Annotated in this window: 15 protein-coding genes and 2 tRNA genes; 3 read left to right on the forward strand and 14 right to left on the reverse strand. The window is 65.8% G+C overall.

Going from position 1 to position 21,828, the window contains the following annotated elements:
• Positions 1 to 296 precede the first annotated feature (296 nt).
• The 3 genes from NOF53_RS10055 to NOF53_RS10065 are packed head-to-tail and all read left to right on the forward strand — an operon-like array spanning position 297 to position 3,954.
• A complete protein-coding gene (locus tag NOF53_RS10055; protein WP_255967836.1) occupies positions 297 to 1,328 on the forward strand; it encodes an iron ABC transporter substrate-binding protein in 1,032 nt (343 codons plus the stop codon).
• Between the two features lie 8 nt (positions 1,329 to 1,336).
• A complete protein-coding gene (locus tag NOF53_RS10060) occupies positions 1,337 to 2,917 on the forward strand; it encodes an ABC transporter permease (protein ID WP_305086762.1) in 1,581 nt (526 codons plus the stop codon).
• Positions 2,914 to 3,954, forward strand: coding sequence for an ABC transporter ATP-binding protein (locus NOF53_RS10065; protein ID WP_255967838.1), 1,041 nt, complete (start codon positions 2,914 to 2,916; stop codon positions 3,952 to 3,954). Before NOF53_RS10060 ends, NOF53_RS10065 begins: the two co-directional genes overlap by 4 nt.
• On the opposite strand, the gene NOF53_RS10070 is transcribed toward NOF53_RS10065, so the two are convergent.
• The 14 genes from NOF53_RS10070 to NOF53_RS10135 form a co-directional block, all read right to left on the reverse strand.
• A complete protein-coding gene (locus tag NOF53_RS10070; RefSeq protein WP_255968152.1) occupies positions 3,893 to 6,475 on the reverse strand; it encodes an AMP-binding protein in 2,583 nt (860 codons plus the stop codon). The two genes, NOF53_RS10065 and NOF53_RS10070, sit on opposite strands and share 62 nt — an antisense overlap.
• A 168-nt stretch (positions 6,476 to 6,643) precedes the next feature.
• Positions 6,644 to 6,716 (reverse strand) — tRNA-Ala (locus NOF53_RS10075).
• A gap of 120 nt (positions 6,717 to 6,836) precedes the next feature.
• Positions 6,837 to 6,910 (reverse strand) — tRNA-Ile (locus NOF53_RS10080).
• 108 nt (positions 6,911 to 7,018) lie between these two features.
• Complete coding sequence (locus NOF53_RS10085; RefSeq protein WP_255968153.1) at positions 7,019 to 8,143, reverse strand: DUF3566 domain-containing protein; 1,125 nt, start codon at positions 8,141 to 8,143, stop codon at positions 7,019 to 7,021.
• 257 nt (positions 8,144 to 8,400) lie between these two features.
• A complete protein-coding gene (gyrA, locus tag NOF53_RS10090; RefSeq protein WP_255967840.1) occupies positions 8,401 to 10,923 on the reverse strand; it encodes a DNA gyrase subunit A in 2,523 nt (840 codons plus the stop codon).
• 149 nt (positions 10,924 to 11,072) lie between these two features.
• Positions 11,073 to 11,915, reverse strand: a complete 843-nt coding sequence (locus tag NOF53_RS10095) for an MHYT domain-containing protein (protein ID WP_255967842.1) — start codon at positions 11,913 to 11,915, stop codon at positions 11,073 to 11,075.
• 12 nt (positions 11,916 to 11,927) lie between these two features.
• Positions 11,928 to 12,479 (reverse strand): GTP-binding protein, encoded by a 552-nt coding sequence (locus tag NOF53_RS10100; protein ID WP_374212598.1) that lies wholly within the window; start codon positions 12,477 to 12,479, stop codon positions 11,928 to 11,930.
• Between the two features lie 13 nt (positions 12,480 to 12,492).
• Positions 12,493 to 12,867: a DUF742 domain-containing protein gene (locus NOF53_RS10105; RefSeq protein WP_255967846.1), complete on the reverse strand. Its 375-nt coding sequence runs from the start codon at positions 12,865 to 12,867 to the stop codon at positions 12,493 to 12,495.
• A 7-nt stretch (positions 12,868 to 12,874) separates the two neighbouring features.
• Complete coding sequence (locus NOF53_RS10110; protein WP_255967848.1) at positions 12,875 to 13,291, reverse strand: roadblock/LC7 domain-containing protein; 417 nt, start codon at positions 13,289 to 13,291, stop codon at positions 12,875 to 12,877.
• A complete protein-coding gene (locus tag NOF53_RS10115) occupies positions 13,288 to 16,128 on the reverse strand; it encodes an ATP-binding protein (protein WP_255967849.1) in 2,841 nt (946 codons plus the stop codon). Before NOF53_RS10115 ends, NOF53_RS10110 begins: the two co-directional genes overlap by 4 nt.
• A gap of 417 nt (positions 16,129 to 16,545) precedes the next feature.
• Entirely contained in the window at positions 16,546 to 18,588 is a 2,043-nt protein-coding gene (gene gyrB, locus NOF53_RS10120; protein ID WP_255967851.1) for a DNA topoisomerase (ATP-hydrolyzing) subunit B, read from the reverse strand.
• Between the two features lie 222 nt (positions 18,589 to 18,810).
• The gene (locus NOF53_RS10125) at positions 18,811 to 19,734 is read right to left on the reverse strand and encodes an alpha/beta fold hydrolase (RefSeq protein ID WP_255967852.1); all 924 of its coding nucleotides are present in this window, start codon (positions 19,732 to 19,734) and stop codon (positions 18,811 to 18,813) included.
• 46 nt (positions 19,735 to 19,780) lie between these two features.
• Positions 19,781 to 20,899 (reverse strand): PDR/VanB family oxidoreductase, encoded by a 1,119-nt coding sequence (locus tag NOF53_RS10130; RefSeq protein WP_255967854.1) that lies wholly within the window; start codon positions 20,897 to 20,899, stop codon positions 19,781 to 19,783.
• Positions 20,896 to 21,810, reverse strand: coding sequence for a metal-dependent hydrolase (locus NOF53_RS10135; RefSeq protein WP_255967856.1), 915 nt, complete (start codon positions 21,808 to 21,810; stop codon positions 20,896 to 20,898). Before NOF53_RS10135 ends, NOF53_RS10130 begins: the two co-directional genes overlap by 4 nt.
• Positions 21,811 to 21,828: the final 18 nt, after the last annotated feature.

Genomic DNA, 21,828 nt, shown 5'->3' on the forward strand with positions numbered 1-21,828 from the left:
GAGTGCACGCGCCAACGTCGCTTGATGCAGCGGGTCGAGATCCTGCCCGACCGCACCAGGGGCGTCGAGAGCGCGGGGAGACAGCCGGTTCCGGCCAGCACCACTTGTTGCTCCCGCATCGGATCGAGAATCCGAAGGTTCTGCCGGTCTAACACCCATGCGCGCCTCCCACTGCCGAAAGTCACCCGACGGCCACCAGGCTCGGACCTCATTCCCCTTAGGTTTGCCAAGCCTGTCAGTACGATCATCGCGAGGGCCAGGCGCGGTCCGGTGTACACACAGGACGGATGGATGTCATGAGAAAGCAGATCCGACTGATGGCGGGGATCGCATTCGCCACCGCCGCAGTGATGACAGTGTCAGGGTGCTCGGATTCCGGCTCGGATTCCTCGACCGACACCAACACGCTCACGGTGTACAACGCGCAGCACGAGTCGCTGACTCAGGAATGGGCCGATGCTTTCACAGCCGAGACCGGCATCGAGGTGGAACTACGCAACGGGAGTGACACCGAACTCGGCAACCAGCTCGTCGCGGAGGGGGATCAATCGCCGGCCGACGTGTTCCTCACCGAGAACTCACCGGCAATGACCCTCGTGGAAAACGCCGGGTTGTTCGCCGACGTGAACCAGGATGTCCTCGATCAGGTGCCGAGCCAGTACCGCCCGTCGAGCGGTGCCTGGACCGGTATCGCGGCGCGGTCCACGGTCTTCGCGTACAACAAGGACTTGCTGCCCCAGGACCAGCTCCCGAAGTCGCTGCTCGACCTCCAGGACCCCGCCTGGAAGGACCGCTGGGCCGCCTCGCCGTCGGGCGCCGACTTCCAGGCCATCGTCAGTGCGCTGCTCGAACTGAAAGGCGAGGATGCCACTCGTCAGTGGCTCGCCGCAATGAAAGATAACGTCCGCACCTACAAGGGCAACAACACGGTGATGAAGGCCGTCAATGCCGGTGAGATCCCGGGCGGGGTGATCTACCACTACTACTGGTTCGGAGACCAGGCCAAGACCGGGGAGAACAGCAACAATGTTGCCTTGCACTACTTCGAGAACCAGGATCCGGGGGCGTTCGTCAGCGTCTCGGGTGGTGGTGTCCTGAAGTCGAGCGACAACCAGGATGCAGCGCAGCAGTTCCTGAAATTCGTCACTGGCAAGTCGGGTCAGGAAGTCCTACAGACCGGGACATCGTTCGAATACACGGTGGCCAGTGACGTGCCCGCCAACCCCGAGCTGGTGCCCCTGGCAGACCTGCAGGCCCCGCCGGTCGACCCCGCGAAGCTCAACAGCCCGCAGGTCACCGAACTGATGACGGAAGCCGGTCTGCTCTGAACCTCGCACTGATCGGCCGAGCGCGGTCGGGAGATGCAGACACGACGCGTCGCCCGACCGCCCGGCCAGGCCTACCCCCGATCCCGCTGGCCCTCGCCGCGCTCGTCGTGGTCGCCGCGTCGCTCATCCCGCTCGGCTACGTGATCGCGGCGAGCATCGACACCGGCTGGGCGACCTCGTCGGCACTGCTCTTTCGACCCCGGGTACGCGAATTGCTCGGCAACACAGTGCTATTGGTAGTGACGACGGTGCCGATCTGCGTCGCTGTCGGCGTCATCGCTGCCTGGCTCGTCGAGCGCACCCGCGTGTTCGGGGCCAAAGTATGGGCGGTTCTCCTGGCAGCGCCGCTGGCCGTCCCGGCTTTCGTCAACAGCTACTCGTGGGTGACGGCAATTCCGTCACTCGGCGGGTTGCGCGGCGGCGTTCTGATCGCAACCCTGTCCTACTTTCCCTTGGTCTACATCCCCTCGGCGGCGACGCTGCGCCGGCTGGACCCAGCCGTCGAGGAATCGGCGCGTGCCCTCGGACTCGGACCGTGGGCGGTGTTCTTCCGCGTCGTGGTGCCGCAGCTGCGACTGGCCATCGCGGGCGGAGCGCTCCTGGTGTCGCTGCACCTGCTTGCCGAGTACGGCGCCTTCGTCTTCATTCGGTTCGACACCTTCACGACGGCCATCTTCGAGCAGTACCAGTCGACCTTCAACGGCGCCGCCGCGACGATGCTGGCCGGGGTTCTGGTGTTGCTCTGCCTCACGCTGCTGGTGATCGAAGCGGTCGTCCGGGGCAGCGCCCGCTACGCCCGGATCGGCGCGGGTGCGCCCCGCCCGGTCGTACCTGCTGATCTCGGCGTTCGCTACTCGCTCCCCGCCCTGCTGTTTCTCGGGACGGTGATCGTGCTGTCTTTGGGGGTGCCCGTCGTCAGTGTCGTGCGGTGGCTCGTCGTCGGCGGTGCCGCCGTATGGGAGCTGGATGCCGTTGCTTCGGCGCTGGCGCAGACGCTCGGGTTCGGGATTGCCGGCGCACTGGTCACCTGCGTGCTCGCGCTCCCCATCGCCTGGATCTCGATTCGGCGCCGCGGACGTTTCAGCAGGGTCCTCGAGGGCACCACATACATTTCCAGCTCCCTGCCCGGCATCGTGGTGGCGCTGGCGTTCGTCACGATCGCGATCCAGTACTTCCGTCCTCTGTACCAGACCGTGGCCGTCGTGATCGCGGCATACACGCTGCTGTTCCTGCCGCGCGCCCTGATCAATCTGCGGGCGGGCCTCGCCCAGGCCCCGGTGGGGCTCGAGGAGGCTTCACGGTCGTTGGGCGTCTCGCCGCTGTCGACCTTCCTACGAGTGACGCTGCGGCTGGCCGCGCCGGCAACCGCGGCGGGCGGAGCCCTGGTTTTCCTGGGTGTGGTGAACGAGCTGACTGCCACCCTCCTGCTGGCGCCCACCGGCACCCGCACCCTGTCCATGCAGTTCTGGTCGCTGAGCAGTGAGATCGACTATGCAGGCGCAGCGCCGTACGCGCTGATCATGATCGTGCTGTCGCTGCCCGTGACCTATGTGCTCTTTGCTCAGTCGAAAAAGGTTGCCGGACTATGACATACGCACTCGAAGTGAAAGGGCTCGACAAGTCGTTCGGCTCCGCGAGCATCCTCCGGCGCGTCGCATTCTCCGTCGAGACGGGATCCACGACGGCGATCGTGGGGCCCTCCGGCTGCGGTAAGACCACGTTGCTCCGCCTCGTTGCCGGCTTCGAGAGGCCCGACGCCGGCATCATCACGCTGGGCGGCCGGGTGGTCGCCGGTAAGGAGTGGATTCCCGCACACCGACGGTCGGTGGGATACGTCGCGCAGGACGGTGCACTGTTTCCGCACGCCACGGTGGCGGCGAACGTGGGGTTCGGTCTGCCTCGACGGGCGCGCACCCGAGCGAAGATCGCCGAACTGCTCGAGATGGTGTCGCTGGACTCTTCGTACGCGTCCCGGCGTCCCGACCAGCTGTCCGGCGGGCAGCAGCAACGGGTGGCGCTCGCACGTGCTTTGGCACGGGAACCCGAACTCATGCTCCTCGACGAGCCGTTCTCCGCGCTCGACGCCGGCCTGCGGGCAAACACGAGAAGGATCGTTGCCGACGTACTCGCGAAGGCGGGCATCACCACCATCCTCGTCACCCACGACCAGCCCGAGGCGCTGTCGTTCGCCGACCGAGTGGCGGTGATGAGCGAAGGCCGGCTCGCGCAGGTGGGCACTCCCCGGGAAATCTATTCTGCGCCGATCGACGTTCCCACCGCGGAGTTCATCGGTGACGCCGTCGTCCTGTCCGCGCACGTCGAGGGCGAAAGGGCCAGGTGCGCGCTGGGGGACGTGGCCGTGACCGCGAACGGAGTACAGGGTGAGGCTCGCGTCATGTTGCGGCCGGAGCAGATCGAGGTCACCGCGGACGGCGCAGGCGTGGCAGGGACGGTCGTCGACGTCGAATATCTGGGCTCGGAGATGCTGCTCGGTATCCGCCTCGACACCGCGGACGGAGTGGTCTCCGAGCGGGTCACCGTGCGCCGCTTCGGCGCCACCGCTCTCACCCCGGGCGAACGCGTCGGAATTCGGGTTCTCGGAACGGGAGTGGCCTACGGCCGGTGAGGTTACCCGGTGCTGCCGAACGCAGGGCGCCGCGGCGCCCGAGCCGAAGGACGAAGGTCACTGCCTGCCAGTACATGATGCCGACGAGGAGCGAGAGCGCCAGCGCCAACCAGGGATGGTCGTCCCGAAGCGGGAGGTACACCTGGAAGTGCGTCAGATAGATATAGAGCGAGGCGCTTGCCAGCACCCCGGCCACTCGGCTCACCACCGTGGGGCAGGGCACCGACCTCAGCCACACCAGCAGGCACAGCCCGCCGATGACGATGATCTCGCGCCTCGTCTCACCGAAGAAGAACCCAGGCACCGTTGCCACGATCGCGACGGTGACGCACATGCGGTGCCACACTGTCGTCGCCTTGGCGGCGGCCCAGCCCAGCGCAAAGAACCAGAAGACGACCGATGCGGTGAGGATGCGATTGCGGCTGTCATCGATGTCGATCAATCCGTACCGGGTCAGCAAGCCGACCGCGACGAGTCCCATCGGAAAAAGGAACGGATAGGTGCGCTCGGTGCGGTCGACCACCGGAATACAAAGAAGGGCGGCGACGACGAGGAGGATGTACACGATCGCCTCGACGAACCAGTATCGCCACTCTATCGTCCAACCGGGTGGGCCGAGAATGCCGTTCAGCAAGAATGCGCTGGTAATGCGATATTCCCCGGTCAGGGCGATGACACACCCGAGCCACAGCATGCTCGGAAGGGCGATCCGGCCGACGCTCACGAGAGTGTGGCGTACCCGATCGGTGCGCCCGGCGGAGCTCAGATGAAACCGGGCGAAGTTGTAACCCGCGACCCCGAGGAGGACGTGCGCTCCACCGAGGAGCGTGAACAGGTGAATGTGCGAGCCGGCGATCAAGATGATCGCGACCGCGCGGAGGAGAACATTGGTTTCGACTGACGGTCGGCGGCGTCCGCAGTGCGGTTCGAAGTCGCCGATTCGTGTCGTGTGCCAGTTCTCGGGGAGGTAACCGAGCAGCTGCTCGAGTTGCAACGACATCCGGACATAGGAGAGCGAATCTCCGCCCGAGCTGACGAACGAGCTGTCGTCCGTGACGTTCGGGCAGTTGAGGATGTCGGCGTATAGAGCGCGCAGCGCGGCCGCATCGGCACGCCCGTCAGGGCAGGCACTCTGCGCCGGCTCCGGTCGCCGCGCCAGCGCGGTCACTGCCGAATAGTCCGGCTTACCGGTGGCGGTGCGCGGCAGCTCACTGACGGCGCGCACGCGAACCGCTCCGGTCGGCAGCCCGGCCGCTCGCGCTGCGACCTCCCTCGCGCCGTCCACGGTCCCGCCCAGTTCGACAGCCACGATCAGTTCGTCCGCACCGCCGACACAGCATGAGCGCAGGCCATGCTCGGCCAGTGTCGACTCGACCAGCGCAAGGTCGATCCGCAACCCGAAAATCTTGGCGAATCGGCTGCGCCGTCCCACCACCTCGTACAACCCGTCTTCGCGACAGCGGGCGAGGTCACCCGTGCGCAGTTCGCCGCCGAGGACGTCACCGAGGCGTAAATCCTCCGGCCCCTCGGCATAGCCGAGCATCACGTTGGGGCCCGAATAGACCAGCTCGCCCGTGTCGCCGGGGGCATCGATGAGGGGCTCGATTCGGAAAGATCCTCCCGGGATCGGCCGGCCGATCGTCTGCGGGTGGGTGTCTGCGAGTTCGGGCGGCAGGTAGGCCATCCGTGCAGTTGCCTCCGTCTGCCCGTACATGACGAAGAAGTCCCAGCCCCTGCGCCGACCCAGATCGGCGTAGGTCTGCACACGGTCCGGTGCGAGTCGCCCACCGGCCTGCGTCACGTAACGCAGGTCCGGCAGATCCAACGTGTCGAACCCGACGCGGTCCAGCAGGTCGAACGTGTAGGGCACCCCCGCGAAACCGGTGCCACCGTGGGAGCGGAAAAGTTCCCAGAACTCGGCGTCGGCCACCGAGCAAGTCGTCAGGACGAGCGCTGCGCCGCGCAGCAGATGACTGTGAATGACGGACAGCCCGTAGCAATAGTGCATGGGCAGTGTCGTCGCAGCCCGATCGGTGCTCCGGATGTCGAGATACTCGGCGATCGCCTCCGCATTGCTCTGCACATTGCGGTGCGAGAGGCGGACCAGTTTCGGCGATCCCGTCGAACCGGACGTGCTCAGCAGCAACGCGAGGTCGGGGTGCAGCACGTGTGTGGACCCCGCACACAGTTCCTCGACAGCCGTTCGACCGTCGTGGTCCCTGCGTACGACGACGTCGGGCCGGTAAGCGGCGATCGCCGCGTCGATGCTGCCGGGATTGTCACCCGGCGCCAGCAGGACCGGATGACCGGCTGCCAAGGCAGCGAGGTACGCGACGATCACCTCGACGTCGTTGGCACCGCAGATACACACCAGACGCCGGATGTCGCCCAGCTGACGAGCCCCGGTCTCGACCCGCTCGGCGAGCTCGCGGTAGGTGACTGTGCCGTCCGACGTGATCAGGGCGGGGGCGTCACCGTACTCGTCCAGGCGACGCGCAAAGGGCACGCCGGGACGATCCATACGGTCGAACGGACTCGGCACCGACCCAGTGTAGAAGCGCCGCCCTCCCTCACTCGTCAGTAGGTGCGCCGCCGTCGGGACCCGGCCCATACGCGGAACGTGCGAGTCACTTGATGCAAGAAAGCCACCTTCCCGAATCCGAGAAGGTGGCTTACCTGTTTTCACTTGTGGAGCCTAGGAGATTCGAACTCCTGACATCTGCCTTGCAAAGGCAGCGCTCTACCAACTGAGCTAAGGCCCCGTTACCTCGTGCCACACCTCGTTGCTGCGCAGCAACCTGGTCAGTCCGATTGTCACAAGCACTCCGGCTCCCACGATCAGGAGGACCTTCATGCGAATGACCTTTCACCGGCACTAGGAGTGGGCCTAGGAGGACTTGAACCTCCGACCTCTTCGTTATCAGCGAAGCGCTCTAACCGCCTGAGCTATAGGCCCCTGAAGTCCGGAAACTTGTCTCGCGCAGTTCCCTGAACCGAGTCGGAAGATTACCCCACCGGACCGGCAGATACCAAAACCGGCCCGGCGAGAGGCTCTTTTCCCAGTTCAGTCTCGATCGGCGAGCGTCACTTCGACACCGCCGACGAGGTCGGAACACAGGTTGTAGATGAACGCTCCGATGGTGGCGAGCGCTGTGAACAACACCATGTTCGCGAGTCCGATGACGGCCGCGTAGCCGAAGACCTGACTCGCAGTCACGAGCCCCTCGGAACTCGACTCGGCGACGATGTCGGTGAACGCGTTGTTCAGCCGGTCCCAGACACCCATGCCGTCCAGGACGACGTACAGCAGACCGACCGCGACCATCCACACGAAGAACAGCGACACCGAAATGACTGAGGAGATCTTCAGCGTGGACCACGGGTCGACCTTGCGGATCTGCACCGTCGCCCGCAGAGCCTCCCCCTCTTCGACCCGCTGAGGAACGGCGGCCGCCTTGGGCTGCTGCCCTGGGGCCGCTGCCGTCGGCAACGGGTGCTTCGCCTCGGAGAGGTCGGGCATGTCCTTGGGAAGCACGTCGCGGTTGATGTGCCGGGTGGGCCCGTCGATCGCGGACGCCTTGGCCTTCGCGGCTTCCCGCTGCGACACCGCGCCCGCAGCAGCGGTACCGGTGATACCTCCGGCGGCGGCCGCAGCAGCCGTGGACGGACGCCCCTGGGCAGGAGCCGGCTGGCCCTTCGGCGCAGCCGGCGGCGTCTTCTGCACGGGAACGGACTGAGTCGGTGCCCCCGGTGACGTTGTCGGCGCCGTGGACGGCCTCTGCGCGCCCGGTGCCTTCGGGGCCCCCGGCGCTGCGGCCGGGGCGCCGGTTGCCGGCGGCGCGGACGACGGGGAGTCGGCACGCGGGTGCTGCTGGGAACCGGCCTGCCCGGGCTGCCCCTGCAGCGGCCGCTTCAGGTTGGTCTGCGGCTCTCGCTGCATCCCCCGCTGCCAGGGCGGTGCCTGATTCCCCCGAACGGACTGTGCACCGTCCACGGGAGCACCGGACGCGGGTGACCGATTGCCCGCGGCCGGATCGGTCTGAACCGGATTGCCGGGAGCTCGGTTGCCCGCGGGCGGCTGGCTGCGAGTGGGCGCCGAACTACCCGGGGCACCCCCGGCAGGCGCCTGCTGGGGCGGTCCCTGACGACCGGGAGCCTGCGCGGCCGGCTTGCCCTGCTGGGGCGGCAACGGCCGACCCTGAGGGGCCTGGGTGCGGGGCCCCTGATGCTGCGGCGCCGACGGCGGAATCGCGCCGGACCCAGCCGGACCCGCTGTGGGGGCCGGCCCACGGCCCGCAGGCGCCTGACCCTGCGGGGCCGAACCTTGGGTGGGGTTCGGCCCCGCAGAGCCGTTCTCGGGCGCGCGAGAGGCGTGCTGCTCGGAGGGCGCCGACCCGGCCGAACCCGCGTTCTGCTTGTCACCGCCTGGCTGATTGGGAGTGCTCACTAGGACTCCTTAGCTCCTTTGCCGCTGCTCTCGGCGTTGTCTTCGGGCTCGTCGGGTTCGTCGGCGTTGCGCGCGATCGCGAGTAGGGTGTCGCCTTCCCCGAGGTTCATCAACCGAACGCCCTTGGTCTGCCGACCGGCCCTGCGAACTTGCTTGGCGGCGGTGCGGATGACACCACCGCCCGAGGTGATCGCGTAGAGCTCGTCGTCATCGTTCACGATGAGCGCTCCGACCAGGGTGCCACGTTTCGGGTCGTACTGGATCGTGAGTACACCCTTTCCGCCACGGCCCTGCGGCACGTAATCCTCGATCGGCGTGCGCTTGCTGTACCCGCCCGACGTCGCGACCAGCAGATAGGTGCCTTCACGTACGACGTTGAGGGACAGCAGCTCGTCGTCCTCGTTGAATCGCATTCCCTGGACGCCGGACGTGGCGCGGCCCATCGGGCGCAGTACCTCGTCGGTGGCGGAGAACCGGATCGATTGTCCCTTCGCCGACACCAGCAGGAGGTCTTCGAAAGCGGAGCAGAGCACGGCTCCGACCAGTTCGTCCTCACCGCGCAGGTTGACCGCGACGATGCCGCCGGACCGGTTGGAGTCGAAATCGGTGAGCTTCGACTTCTTGACCAGTCCGTTGCGGGTAGCCAGGACGAGATAGGGCGCGTCCTCGTAGGTCTTGATCTTGATGACGCTCTGGATCCGTTCGTCCGGCTGGAACGCGAGGAGGTTGGCCACGTGCTGACCCCGCGCGGTGCGGCTCGCTTCCGGGAGCTCGTACGCCTTGGCCCGGTACACGCGGCCCTTCGTCGTGAAGAACAGCAGCCAGTCGTGGGTGGAGCTGACGAAAAAGTGCGACACGATGTCGTCCTGCTTGAGGCCGGCTCCCTGCACCCCCTTGCCGCCACGCTTCTGCGACCGGTACAGATCGGTCTTGGTGCGCTTCGCGTAACCGGTCTCGGTAATGGTGACCACGACGTCTTCGCGGGCGATGAGGTCTTCGTCGGCCACATCACCGTCGGCGGCCACGATGCGGGTGCGGCGATCGTCGCCGTGCTTGTCGACAATCTCCTTCAGCTCGTCCCGCACGATCGCACGCTGGCGTTCGGGCTTGGCGAGGATGTCCTGCAGGTCGGCGATCTCGCGCTCGATCTCGGCGAGTTCGTCGACGATCTTCTGCCGCTCGAGGGCCGCGAGGCGACGCAGCTGCATCGCGAGGATCGCGTCGGCCTGAATCTCGTCGACGTCGAGGAGTTCCATCAGGCCCGCGCGGGCGATGTCGACCGTCTGCGAGGCGCGAATCAGGGCGATGACCTCGTCGAGGGCGTCGAGCGCCTTGACGAGTCCACGCAGGATGTGGGCGCGTTCTTCGGCCTTGCGGAGCAGGTATTCGGTGCGTCGGCGGATGACCTCGACCTGGTGAACGACGTAGTGCCGGATCATCTGGTCCAGGCGAAGCGTGCGGGGCACGCCGTCGACGATGGACAGCATGTTGCACCCGAAGCTGGTCTGCAGCTGAGTGTGCTTGTACAGGTTGTTGAGCACGACCTTCGCGACCGCGTCACGCTTGACGGTGACGACGATGCGCATTCCCGCGCGGTCCGAGGACTCGTCGTGGATGTCGGAGATGCCCGCGATCTTGGCATCACGGACCTGCTCGGCGATCGAGGTGATCAGGTTGTCCGGGTTCACCTGGAACGGCAGTTCGGTGATGACGATCGTGGTGCGCCCCTTGGCGTCTTCCTCGATCTCCACCACACCACGCATCCGCACCGATCCGCGACCCGTGGTGTACGCGTCGTGGATGCCCTGACCACCGACGATCAGGCCGTGCGTCGGGAAGTCGGGTCCCTTGACGCGTTCCATGACCGCGGTGAGAGTGGACTCCTCGTCGGCTTCCCAGTTTTCCAGAGCCCAGTAAATCGCCTCGGCCACCTCGCGCAGGTTGTGCGGCGGGATGTTGGTGGCCATACCGACGGCGATGCCACCGGAACCATTGATCAACAGGTTGGGGATACGGCTGGGGAGAACTGTCGGCTCTTGTGTACGGCCGTCGTAGTTCGGAGCGAAATCGACCGTCTCGTGGTCGATCTCACGCAACATTTCCATCGCCAGCGGCGTCAAGCGGCACTCGGTGTACCGCATGGCTGCGGCGCCGTCGTTACCGCGGGAACCGAAGTTGCCCTGACCGTCGACGAGCGGGTAACGCAGCGACCACGGCTGCGCCATGCGCACGAGGGTGTCGTAGATGGAGGCGTCACCGTGGGGGTGGTAGTTACCCATGGTCTCGGCCACCGGTCGCGCAGACTTCACATAACCGCGGTCGGGCCGGTAACCGTTGTCGTACATCGCGTACAGGACACGCCGGTGCACAGGCTTGAGGCCGTCCCGCACGTCAGGCAGCGCGCGACCCACGATCACGCTCATGGCGTAATCGATGTAGCTGCTCTGCATCTCCTGCTGAATGTCGACGGGCTCGATGCGGTCGTGCCCCGGTCCCTCCGGCGGCAACGTTGTGTCAGTCATGAGCTCCTTCTTCTACTCGGCTTGACGTCTCCTCGCGGACGAGTGGTCCTGCACGACGTCACGCAACCACCCGAGTCTATAGGTGCAGGTCAGCTGGAACGGTGAAGGACTCGGATGCACTCCTGAACAGGGCGGGTTCCGCGTGTCCGCTACCGGAGTTCCAGTTCCCTACCGCGGCTTTCGGCCGCGAGCGATTCAGCGGCCAGCATGTCGGCCTCGAGTTCGAGTTCGGCGGCCACCCGGTCGGGCGCCATCAGCAGCGCCGTGATCGGGATCGTCACTGCCAGCATGCCCAGCACGAAGACCGGGAACAGGATGGAGAACACTTCGAGGCCGTCGGGACGCGGGGCCGCCGGATCGACGGTCACGCTCAGACCGAACACACCCGTGTAGTGCATGGCCACGAGCGCGGATGCCACGACGAGGGCCGCAACCAGACGCAGCGTCCGGGAATCGAGGACCGAGATCGACCACATGATCGCGGCACCGACTCCAAGACCGAGTCCCGCGGCGGCGGCCGTCAGGACCGGGTCGAAGCCGACGGATCCCTGCACCACGAGGGAGGAGACGATGGCCAGGTGCATACCTGCGAGACCGACACCGAGGATGACGGCCGCCCCCGACAGCCGGCTGATCTCCACCGACGTGGTCGGCCGCCGGTGCTTGCTCGGGGGCGGACTGACGATCAGCAGCGCCAGCCCGGCCGCGAACACCGGTACAGCGAACGAGATCGCGATCCACAGGACGTTGTAGCGCAGCGTGCTGCCCGCGACCTCGAACCCCACCATCGCGATGTAGTGCGGCAGCCAGGCCCCGATGCCACCGATGGACAACGCACCCCACGACAACCAGAGGTAGCGCTGTCGCGGACTCGGGGCGGTCATCGCCTTGCGGCCACTGGCAATACCGACGAAGACGCCGATGAACGCGGTGACCACGGCGAGGCCGACCACCCATGTGCCCATGGAGAACTGCTGCAACTCGTCCGACATTTGTTCGAATCCTCAGTACACGGCCGTATGGAGCTTGGTCAGTGCATATTCGGTGATCGCCACCAGCGCCTGCTTCGCCGATTCCCGATCACGGGCGTCGATGGGAATGATCGGCACGTCCTCGGAAATGGCGAGGGCGGCCCGGATGTCCTCGACCGGGTATCGCGGCGCATCGTCGAACTCGTTGATTGCGACCAGAAACGGCAGGCGACGAGCCTCGAAGAAGTCGACGGCAGCGAAGCTCTCGTCCAATCGGCGAGTGTCGATGAGGACGATCGCACCGATCGCGCCGCGGATGAGGTCGTCCCACATGAACCAGAACCGGTGCTGACCCGGCGTGCCGAACAGGTACAGGACCAGGTCGTCGGCCAGGCTGATGCGACCGAAGTCCATCGCGACCGTGGTCGTGCCCTTCTGCGGGGTGGCGGCAAGGTTGTCGACGCCGTCGCTCGCGTTGGTGACGAGCGCCTCGGTGCGCAAAGGGACGATCTCGGAGACAGCACCGACCAGCGTTGTCTTGCCGACACCGAACCCGCCGGCGATCACGATCTTGGTCGAGGTCACCCGGTTGCGGGGATCAGATTTCGCGAAGTCCACTGAGGACCCTTTCGATGAGTTCACGACGTTCGGAGTCGGTCGAGTCTTCCTTCAGGGTTGCCAGGATCTGTAGATGACCAGCTTCGACGAGGTCGGCCACCAGGACGCGGGCCACCCCCAAGGGCACCCCGACCCGGGCGGCGATCTCGGCAACCGACGGCGACTGCTGACACAGCGCGACGATGGCCGCGTTGACGTCGTCGAGTTCCCACTGCCGGTCCACCGACTGCGGCAAGGCCTGGATCAAGGCTTCGAGAGCGAGCTCGACCGCCGGCCGGGTTCTCCCCGAGGTCAGCGAGTACGGGCGCACGATGTTCGGGCCAGGATGCTCGAAGTGCTGGTCGTCCATGGGCATCTCGAAGTCAGAGGCCCTGCGGAGTGCGCGGCGTCGCCTCTACCGACGCGCCGACGCGATCGACGAGGATGGCCATCTCGTATCCGACCTGCCCGATGTCACATTCGGCATCCGTGAGGGCGGCGAGGTGCGAGCCGTCACCGACGCTCATCAACAGCAGGTAGCCGTGCTGCATCTCGACCACCGACTGGAGCACTCCTCCACCTTCGAAGAGTCGCGACACCCCGGCCGACAGGCTGGCGAGCCCGGACGTCACCGCAGCCAGCTGCTCGGCCCGATCGATCGGCAGGTGGGCACTGGCCGCCATGAGGAGCCCGTCCGCCGACACGAGCACGGCATGAGAGACGCCGGGTACGTCACTGGCGAAGTTGGACACCAACCAGTCGAGAGGTCGCGTGACGTCGGATCCATGAGCGGTGTTCATCGGTCTCCTTCAATGCTGTTGCGTTCCGCGAGCCTCGTGGCCCTGCCGTTTCGGACGCCCTGTTGGTGACGGCTGAGATTCGCGCGAATTGTCTCAGGGTCACGCACGCGCCGCAGCGTCCCCGTATTGTGCGCGCCTTCGACCGTGCCGGGAAGCAGTCGTTCGCCGGGACGCCGTTTCGGCAGTCCGATCTCTGGATCGACCTCGACGGGAGCCGACGTGACCCGCTCGACCGCGGACCAGCCCGCATCACCGGCGGAATGCCAGACACCGGGGGCGCCGTCGTCACCGGTCGGATCGGTCAGCCAGTCGGACACCATGTCGGAAAAGATCGGGGTACCTCCGCCGGACCGCTGCGCCGCTTCCGCCGGAGGCGGATCGATGCGGGACTGGAAGAAGGACGCCGTCTTGGCCGGGTTGGTGCGGTATCGGTGCCGCACGGGTGCCTGATCCCCGGATGCGGGGGGCGGAGTCGTCGTAGACGCCGAGCGGTCCGGCACCGGCCGGTCTTCGCGCCGCGGGAGCTGCGGCAACCGAGGTCCGGCAGCCGGTGTTTCGGGGTTAGCCGGCGTTGTGGGGGTAGCCGCCTGCGGTCGTCGTACGGGCAGTTTCGGCATGGCACCGGTTCCGCGGACGTTCACGGTTTCCGGCGACTGACCGTTCGGTGCCGCGGCCGACGCACCTGGGTCGCCGGCGATACCGCTCGCGCCGGGCTGACGACGAGGCAGGCTCGTCCGCGACGCCGTGGTGACGGCGGGTGCGGCGGTGGGCGTCGGGTCCGGCCGAGACTGCGGCGTGCGGGTGGGCAGACCGCCCCGGGTTGAGGGCTGCTGCGCGTTGTCCCGCCGAGGTGCGGGCACCGCGGGTGCCGGGATGGCCGCCTGGACGGGCGCCTGGTTGATTGTGCGCTGCGAACCGGTGTCCTGGCGCGCCGCCTGCGAGACGATCAGTGCGTTCGGAATGTGAATGCTCACCGTCACACCCGGGTTGCGCGCGGTGTCGAAGGTAGACCGCAATCGCACGGTGAGACCGTGCCGCTTGGCGAGCCGGCTCACGACGAACAGACCCATGTGGCGTGCCGTCTCGGGGCCGACCTCGCCTCCGGACGCGAGACGCTCGTTGATGTCCCGCATGTCGTCGGCGGGGATACCGATGCCGCGGTCGGCGATCTCGAGCAACACTCCGCCGTCCACCGCTCGGGCGAAGCTGAACGTGACCACCGTGTCGGGAGGTGAGGCCCGCAGAGAGTTGTCGACGAGTTCGGCGAGAAGGTGAACGACGTCGGTGACGACGGCACCACTGAGTGCGCCTTCTGGTGTCGCTCCCATCTGGACGCGCTGATAGTCCTCCACCTCGGAGATCGCGGCACGCAGAACGTCGCCGAGAGCAATGGGCGCCGCCTGGGAACGACGCACCCGGGTACCGGCCAGGATGAGGAGGTTCTCACCGTTTCGGCGCATACGCGCGGCCAGGTGGTCGAGCCGGAAGAGGCTCTCGAGTCGCTTCGGGTCCTTTTCCTCGAACTCGAGGTTTTCGATGAGTCCGAGCTGCTGGTCGACCAGCGACTTGCTTCGGCGGGCGAGGGTTTCGAACATGTCGTTGATCTGGAGGCGCAGTTGCGCCTGCTCACCGGCGAGTTTGAGGGCCTGACCGTGGATGTCGTCGACGGCGCGGGCGAGCTGTCCGATCTCCTCCGTCGAATGCACGGCCACCGGATCGAATGACAGGTCTCTCGGATCGTCGCTGGACTTGATCTGCTCGATCGCCTCCGGCAGGTCGCGGCGGGCCGCCTTCAGGGCGCCGTACCGCAGTCGTCGAATCGGGCCGATCAGCGACCGCGACACGAGGAGTGCGAGGACGAGAGCGGCGAGCAGTGTGCCGAGGACGATCGCGGTGTCACGCAGGGCGGCGGACCGAGTCTCGGCTGCGCGTGCCTGCACGGTGGCGGCGATGTCCTGCGCCGCCTCACTTGTGAGCTCCTGGTAGACGTCACGGCTGCCGATCAGCGAGGAACGCAACTGCAGAATGGGGAGGACACCGCCGCGCGCTGCTTCGGCGAGGCCCTGATCGACGAGCGCGTTGCGGGCGGCAATATTGTCCCGCAGGGTCGTCAGCCGAGCATCGTCCTTCGGGTAATACCTGTTGAGAACGTCGAGAAGGCTCGATTCGGCACCGGCCGCGGCGATCACGGCCGACGTGGGAATGTCACCGGTTCGGGCCTTTTCCCGGCCCTGCGGGCTCGCGTAGACGTCCTTGATCGCGATGAGACCCATAGCCTGATCGAACAACCTGCGCTGCGCCTGCCACGCGCTGGACAGCAGGTATCCCTTGTCGACCACTTCGCTGTCGTCAATCGGCCGCACGATGTTGTCCACTACACCAATGAAATCCTTTGCGAACACTTGGTTTCGTTCCGCGATCAGGTCAGCGCTGACCCCTGGGGAGTCCATCAGGTTCAGAAGTGCACGGCCATCCGACACCGTCTGGCGGATCGACGAGGCAACGGTCGGTTGAAGTTCTGGGTTGCGGGCCTGCTCGGACACCTCAGCCATCAGTGTCTCCGTAGTTTCCCGGTCTTCCTTGGTGAGCGTGCCGGATGCATAACCGCTGGCGACGGTGCCCATCGCTGCCTCGAGGGCCACGATGTCGGGGACGCCGACGATCTGGTCGGCGGCCTCGGTGAAGTGAACGGCGTTGCTCAGTTCGCTCTGCACTCGGAGCCCACCGAGCACCATGGCGACCGTCACGGGGACCGCGAGAACTGCCGTGACCTTCCATCGGAGGCCCCAGCCCTCGATATCCCAGAACCTTGCCCGGGGCGGCGAATCGTCGCTCATCCCACGCTTCCTTTCCACCCATTCATAGATCGCCGGTCGGTGTTCGACACCACGCCCGCGGCAGCAGGCGGTCGGCCGCGACGACACGTGACGACGGAGGGAAGTGATCGATCAGCTGCTCACCGTGCGGCGCTGCCCGGCGCACCCATTTCCGAATGTAACGAGTTCATCACGTCCCTACGGGGAACGTTCTTACCACAGAACTTCACCGACTCTTACTTTCGAGTAACATACGCACCACTGATCTCGTACGTCCCCGTTTTGCGGGTTGATCAGCGGCCCAGGCTACACAGAGCCGCGTGTCCCAGTCGAGATCGTTGTGATCAAGTGCCCGTTACCGCGCCTGCACACCACAGCCACCGGGGGCTCTGCCCGCCGGTGGCTGCACGACTTCGGTGTGTTTCTCGAGTCCGGTACCTACACGTCGAGGAAGCGAACGTCCTTGGCGTTACGGGTGATGAAGCTTCGCCGGGCCTCCACGTCTTCGCCCATGAGGACGCTGAACAGTTCGTCGGCTGCGGCTGCGTCGTCGAGCGTGACGAGGCGCAGAACTCGCACCGACGGATCCATTGTGGTTTCCCACAGTTCCTTGGCGTTCATCTCGCCGAGACCCTTGTACCGCTGGATGCCGTCGTCCTTGTTGATCTTCTTGCCCGCCTCGAGGCCGGCCTTGACGAGGACGTCGCGTTCGCGATCGGAGTACGCGAATTCCGGATCGCTGCGCTGCCACTTGAGCTTGTACAGCGGCGGCTGCGCGAGGTAGACGTGCCCGTGCTCGACCAGCGGCCGCATGAAGCGGAACAGCAGCGTGAGCAGCAGCGTTGCGATGTGCTGGCCGTCGACGTCGGCGTCGGCCATCAGCACGATCTTGTGATACCGGAGCTTCGCGATGTCGAACTCGTCGTGAATGCCGGTGCCGAACGCGGTGATGATCGACTGGACTTCGGTGTTCTTCAGGACGCGGTCGATGCGCGCCTTCTCGACGTTGATGATCTTTCCGCGCAGCGGCAGGATTGCCTGGTACATCGAGTCGCGGCCGGACTTGGCCGAGCCGCCTGCCGAGTCACCCTCCACGATGTAGATCTCGGACTTGCTCGGATCGTTGGACCGGCAGTCGGCGAGCTTGCCCGGCAGACCGCCGAGGTCGGTGGCGCTCTTGCGGCGCACCAGTTCGCGGGCCTTGCGGGCGGCGACGCGGGCCTGTGCCGACGACACCGCCTTGTTCACGATGGTCTTCGCGTCGGCCGGGTTCGCCTCGAACCAGTGCGACAGGTGCTCGTTGCTCGCCTTCTGGACGAACGAACGGACCTCGGTGTTACCGAGCTTCGTCTTCGTCTGACCCTCGAACTGCGGTTCACCCACCTTCACCGAGAGGATCGCGGCGAGACCCTCACGGATGTCGTCACCGGTGAGCTTCGGGTCCTTCTCCTTGAGGAGCTTCTTGTCCAGCGCGTACTTGTTGACCGTCGCTGTCAGAGCGGAACGGAAGCCCTCTTCGTGGGTGCCGCCCTCGTGGGTGTTGATGGTGTTCGCGAACGTGTGGACCGACTCCGAGTAGCCGGAGTTCCACTGCATCGCCACCTCGAGTTCGTGGCCGGTGCCCTTCGCGGTGAACCCGACGACGGAGTTGTGGATCGGCTGCTTCGTGCGGTTGATGTGCCGCACGTAGTCCTCGAGGCCGCCCGGGTAGTGATAGACGCGGGTCTTCACCTTGTGCGCGGCAGGCGCCTGCGCCTCCGCGGATTCGTCCTCGGCGGTCTTCGGTGCGTCCGCAACCTGGCTGACGACCTCTTCGGTGACCTCCGCGTCGCTGACGCGCTCGTCGGTGAGGGTGATCGTCAGGCCCTTGTTGAGGAAGGCCATCTCCTGGAGGCGGCGCGCGACCGTCTCGAAGCTGTACGTCGTGGTCTCGAAGATGTTCGGATCGGCCCAGAACGTGACCGTGGTGCCCGTCTCCTTGGTGGCCTCGCCCTTGACGAGTTCACCCGGCTTGGAATCGGTGTAGGTCTGGTTCCAGCGGTTGCCGTCGCGCTTGATGTCGACGTCGAGCCGGGTGGAAAGCGCATTGACGACGGAGATACCGACACCGTGCAGACCGCCGGACACGGCGTAGGAGTCGGAGTCGAACTTGCCGCCGGCGTGGAGCTGGGTGAGGACGACCTCGACGGTGGGGACACCGGAGGCGTGCATCCCGACGGGGATTCCTCGACCGTCGTCGACGACCTGGACTCCGCCGTCCTCGAGCAGGGTGATCTCGACCTTGCTGGCGTAGCCGGCCATCGCCTCGTCGACCGAGTTGTCGACGACTTCCCAGATCAAGTGGTGCAGACCGCGTTCACCGGTGGAACCGATGTACATACCCGGTCGCTTACGAACTGCTTCGAGTCCTTCGAGGACGGTGATGGAAGAAGCGCCGTAGTCCTTGCTGGAGGTGCTTTTGTCTGACTTCTGGGCAGCCACGGGTGGGTAGCTCTCCTTCTCCGTCCACTACCCGGCACACGCGTCCGCCGCCCTATTCGGGCCTGCGGGAAACGAGAGTCGGGAATCTTGCCGCTAGTTACCTCGGCCATCATACTGGTACGCCACGCCCACAAGAGGGCTATGACACCCCTGAGCGGCCCGTAGGCGAATTTTCAGGCCGGTTCGGGGGTGAAAACGTAGGCCGAACTGCCCAGAGATTCGTCAGGCGCCGCGCTCCTCCCGATCGCGGGAGGCCAGTTCATCGAGATCGAGGATGAACTCGGCCGTGAGCTGAGCGATGTCTTCCGCGTGCGAGATCGGCGACCAGTGTCCCGCCTCGATGTGACGTCGCCGCAGGTCGGGAGCCCATTTCTCGGTGTCCTCGTAGCCTACTGGCCGCACTGCCTTGTCGTTCGCGTTGAGGATCAGCTGAACCGGCACGTCGGTGTAGCGATCACGCGGCTTGCCGAGACACTTCCGGATGTTCGCCCGGTAGAGCTTCAGACCGTTCACCATGTCGTCCGCGAGCGTCGGAGCCGGGCGCACGAGCGCGGGATCGAGTCCGTCGAAGAATCCGAGGAACGCCGGCCAGTGTCGTGAGAACCACAAACGAAGCGGCAGGGTTGCGAGGCCGGGGATCTGGAACAGGACCGTGTAGGCAGACGCCACCGCCTGGGCGAGCGGTCCACCGAAGCTGCGGTCCGATATCCGGCGGCGCAACCACTTGCCGAGGTGATCGAGGTTGGGCCCGGACACCGAGGTGAACGACGCGATCCGCTCCGAGGCTCCCGGCTCACAGACGGCCTCCCAGGCCTCCACCGACCCCCAGTCGTGGGCGAGGACATGTACCGGCGTGCCCGGGCTCACCGCGTCGATGACGGCGAAGAGGTCACCCGCCAGCTCGGACAGTCGATAGTCCGCCACACGGGTGGGCACGCTGCTCTGTCCTGCGCCGCGGCTGTCGTAGCTGATCACCCGGAACCGCTCCAAAAGGAAGGGCACCGTGCGTTGCCACAACTCGTGGGTGTCCGGCCAGCCGTGCACCAGCACGATGGTGTCGCCGGCTGGATTGCCCTGTTCGAACACCGCCAGTTCCACGGGTCCGTTGGAAATCCGCACGGCAGTACCTGGTGTGTATGCACTCATGAAGGGTCCTCGGCTCTTTCGAAGCATCGGTGTCGTCGGTGTGGGATTACAGGTCGAGTACGAGACGGCCGCCCGAGGAACGGGAGACACAGATCAGCATTTCGTCCTGCTGTTCGGCGTCGGTGAGCCGCGTCTCCCGGTGTTCCGGCTTGCCGGACAACACTTTTACGCGGCACGTTCCGCAGAAACCCTGCTGGCACGAATATCCGACACCGGGCTGCCTGTTCTTGATAACACTCAACGCCGACTCGTCGGCGGGAACGGTCAGTACCTCGCCCGTGCTGACGAGTTGTACCTCGAACTCGCTGCCGTCGAGTACCGGTGGTGCACCGAATCGTTCGAAGTGCAGCGCGGTGGCCGGGCTCGAATGAAACTCGCGCCGAACGGATTCGAGCATCGGTGTCGGCCCACAGCAGTAGACCGCGCCACCGGGAACAGCGCGCCCGAGCAAATCGTCAGCGCTCGGCAATCCGAACTCGTCGTCGGGACGGATGAACACCCGCGAAGAGTCGAAGGCATCGATTTCGTCGAGGAAGGGCATCGATTCGCGGGATCGACCGGAATACACTAACTGCCAGTCCATTCCGAGCGCACGGGCGGCCCGCACCATCGCCAGAATGGGAGTGATTCCGATCCCGCCGGCGATGAACAGCGCGCTGCCCTCACCGACGAACGGAAACCCGTTGCGCGGACCGCGGACCGTCACCGGCGTGCCGGGCTCGAGCGCGTGCATCTCGACAGAACCACCGCCCCCGTCCGGGATTCGCCGGACGGCGACACTGTAACCGTTCCGATCGGACGGATCACCGCACAACGAGTACTGGCGCCGAAGACCCGACGGCAGGTGGAAGTCGAGATGCGAGCCCGGGTGCCACTCGGGAAGTGTCGCACCGTCTTCCGCCTCGAACCGCAGGAGTACCACGTTGGCGTCGCGCGCCACGACCTCACGTCTCGACACGACGAGCGTCATCGCGCTGTCGGGATTGTGCCCGGCGACCACAGGGTTGTACTCGTGCGCCGTCAGTACACGGAGGTACTTTTCGGCGACGGCCTCGGTGATGCGCATGGCCCGGTCGGGGCGAGCTCGACCCTTGATGTCCGGCGGTGCGTCGTAGCGAGCTAAGCCCTTGGCTTTGAGGACGTTCCGCATGGAAGCGAGCTTCATCGTTGCGCCGCCTGTGCCGCCGGCGACGACGCAAGGTACTTCACTGCCTGCGCCGTGGACCCCTCGTTCGAGGGATGGTACGACCGAGTGAAATACGTGGACATCCGCTTGGTGAGTTCCCATGCGGTGGGCAGGGTTCCTCGCTTACCCGCAGCGAAGTAGTCGGACAGATGGGGCTTGCGCCGATGTGCCGACCACTGAGCGAGTTCGGGGTCGTTGCGCATGAGGAAGCGGGTGCCGCGCACCCACAGCCACACGATGACCGGCGTCACGATCAGCTGGGTTCGAATGCGACGCGACTCGCGCTTGTCGAAGTAGCGCATGACGTCATAGGCCACCGAACGGTGTTCCACCTCTTCCGCACCGTGCCACCGCAGCAGGTCGAGCATGGTCGGGTGCATTCCGGCGCGGTCGAGGCCCTCGGCATTGAGCACCCAATCACCGAGAAATGCGGTGATGTGCTCGATGGCGGCGATGACGGCGAGCCGTTCGATCAGGTGGTTCTTCTCCCGCAACCCGGTGAGCGGACGCGGTCCCAGAATCTTTGTGAAGGTCCATTCCATCTGATCGGTGAAGGGTGTCGGATCGAGGCCCTTCTCCTTCAAATGTAAGAGCACACCGGCATGGGCGTTGGAGTGCATCGCTTCCTGCCCGATGAAGCCCACGACGTCGTCGCGAAGTTGCTCGTCCTCGATCAGCGGCAGTGCTTCTTTGAACGTCTCGACGAACCATTCCTCTCCCGCCGGGAGGAGCAGGTGCAGAACGTTCAGAACGTGCGTGCTGAACGGATCACCCGGAATCCAGTGCATCGGGAGATTCGACCAGTCGAACTCGACGTTCCTTGCCTGCAACAGGATGTGATCCGGTTCCGGGATCGCAGTGCTGTTACGCGGTGCAGTCGGGGCGGACATTCGGTTACTCCTTCGTGC

This window comes from Rhodococcus tibetensis (genome assembly GCF_024438035.1).
Classification (GTDB): Bacteria; Actinomycetota; Actinomycetes; order Mycobacteriales; family Mycobacteriaceae; genus Rhodococcus_F; species Rhodococcus_F tibetensis.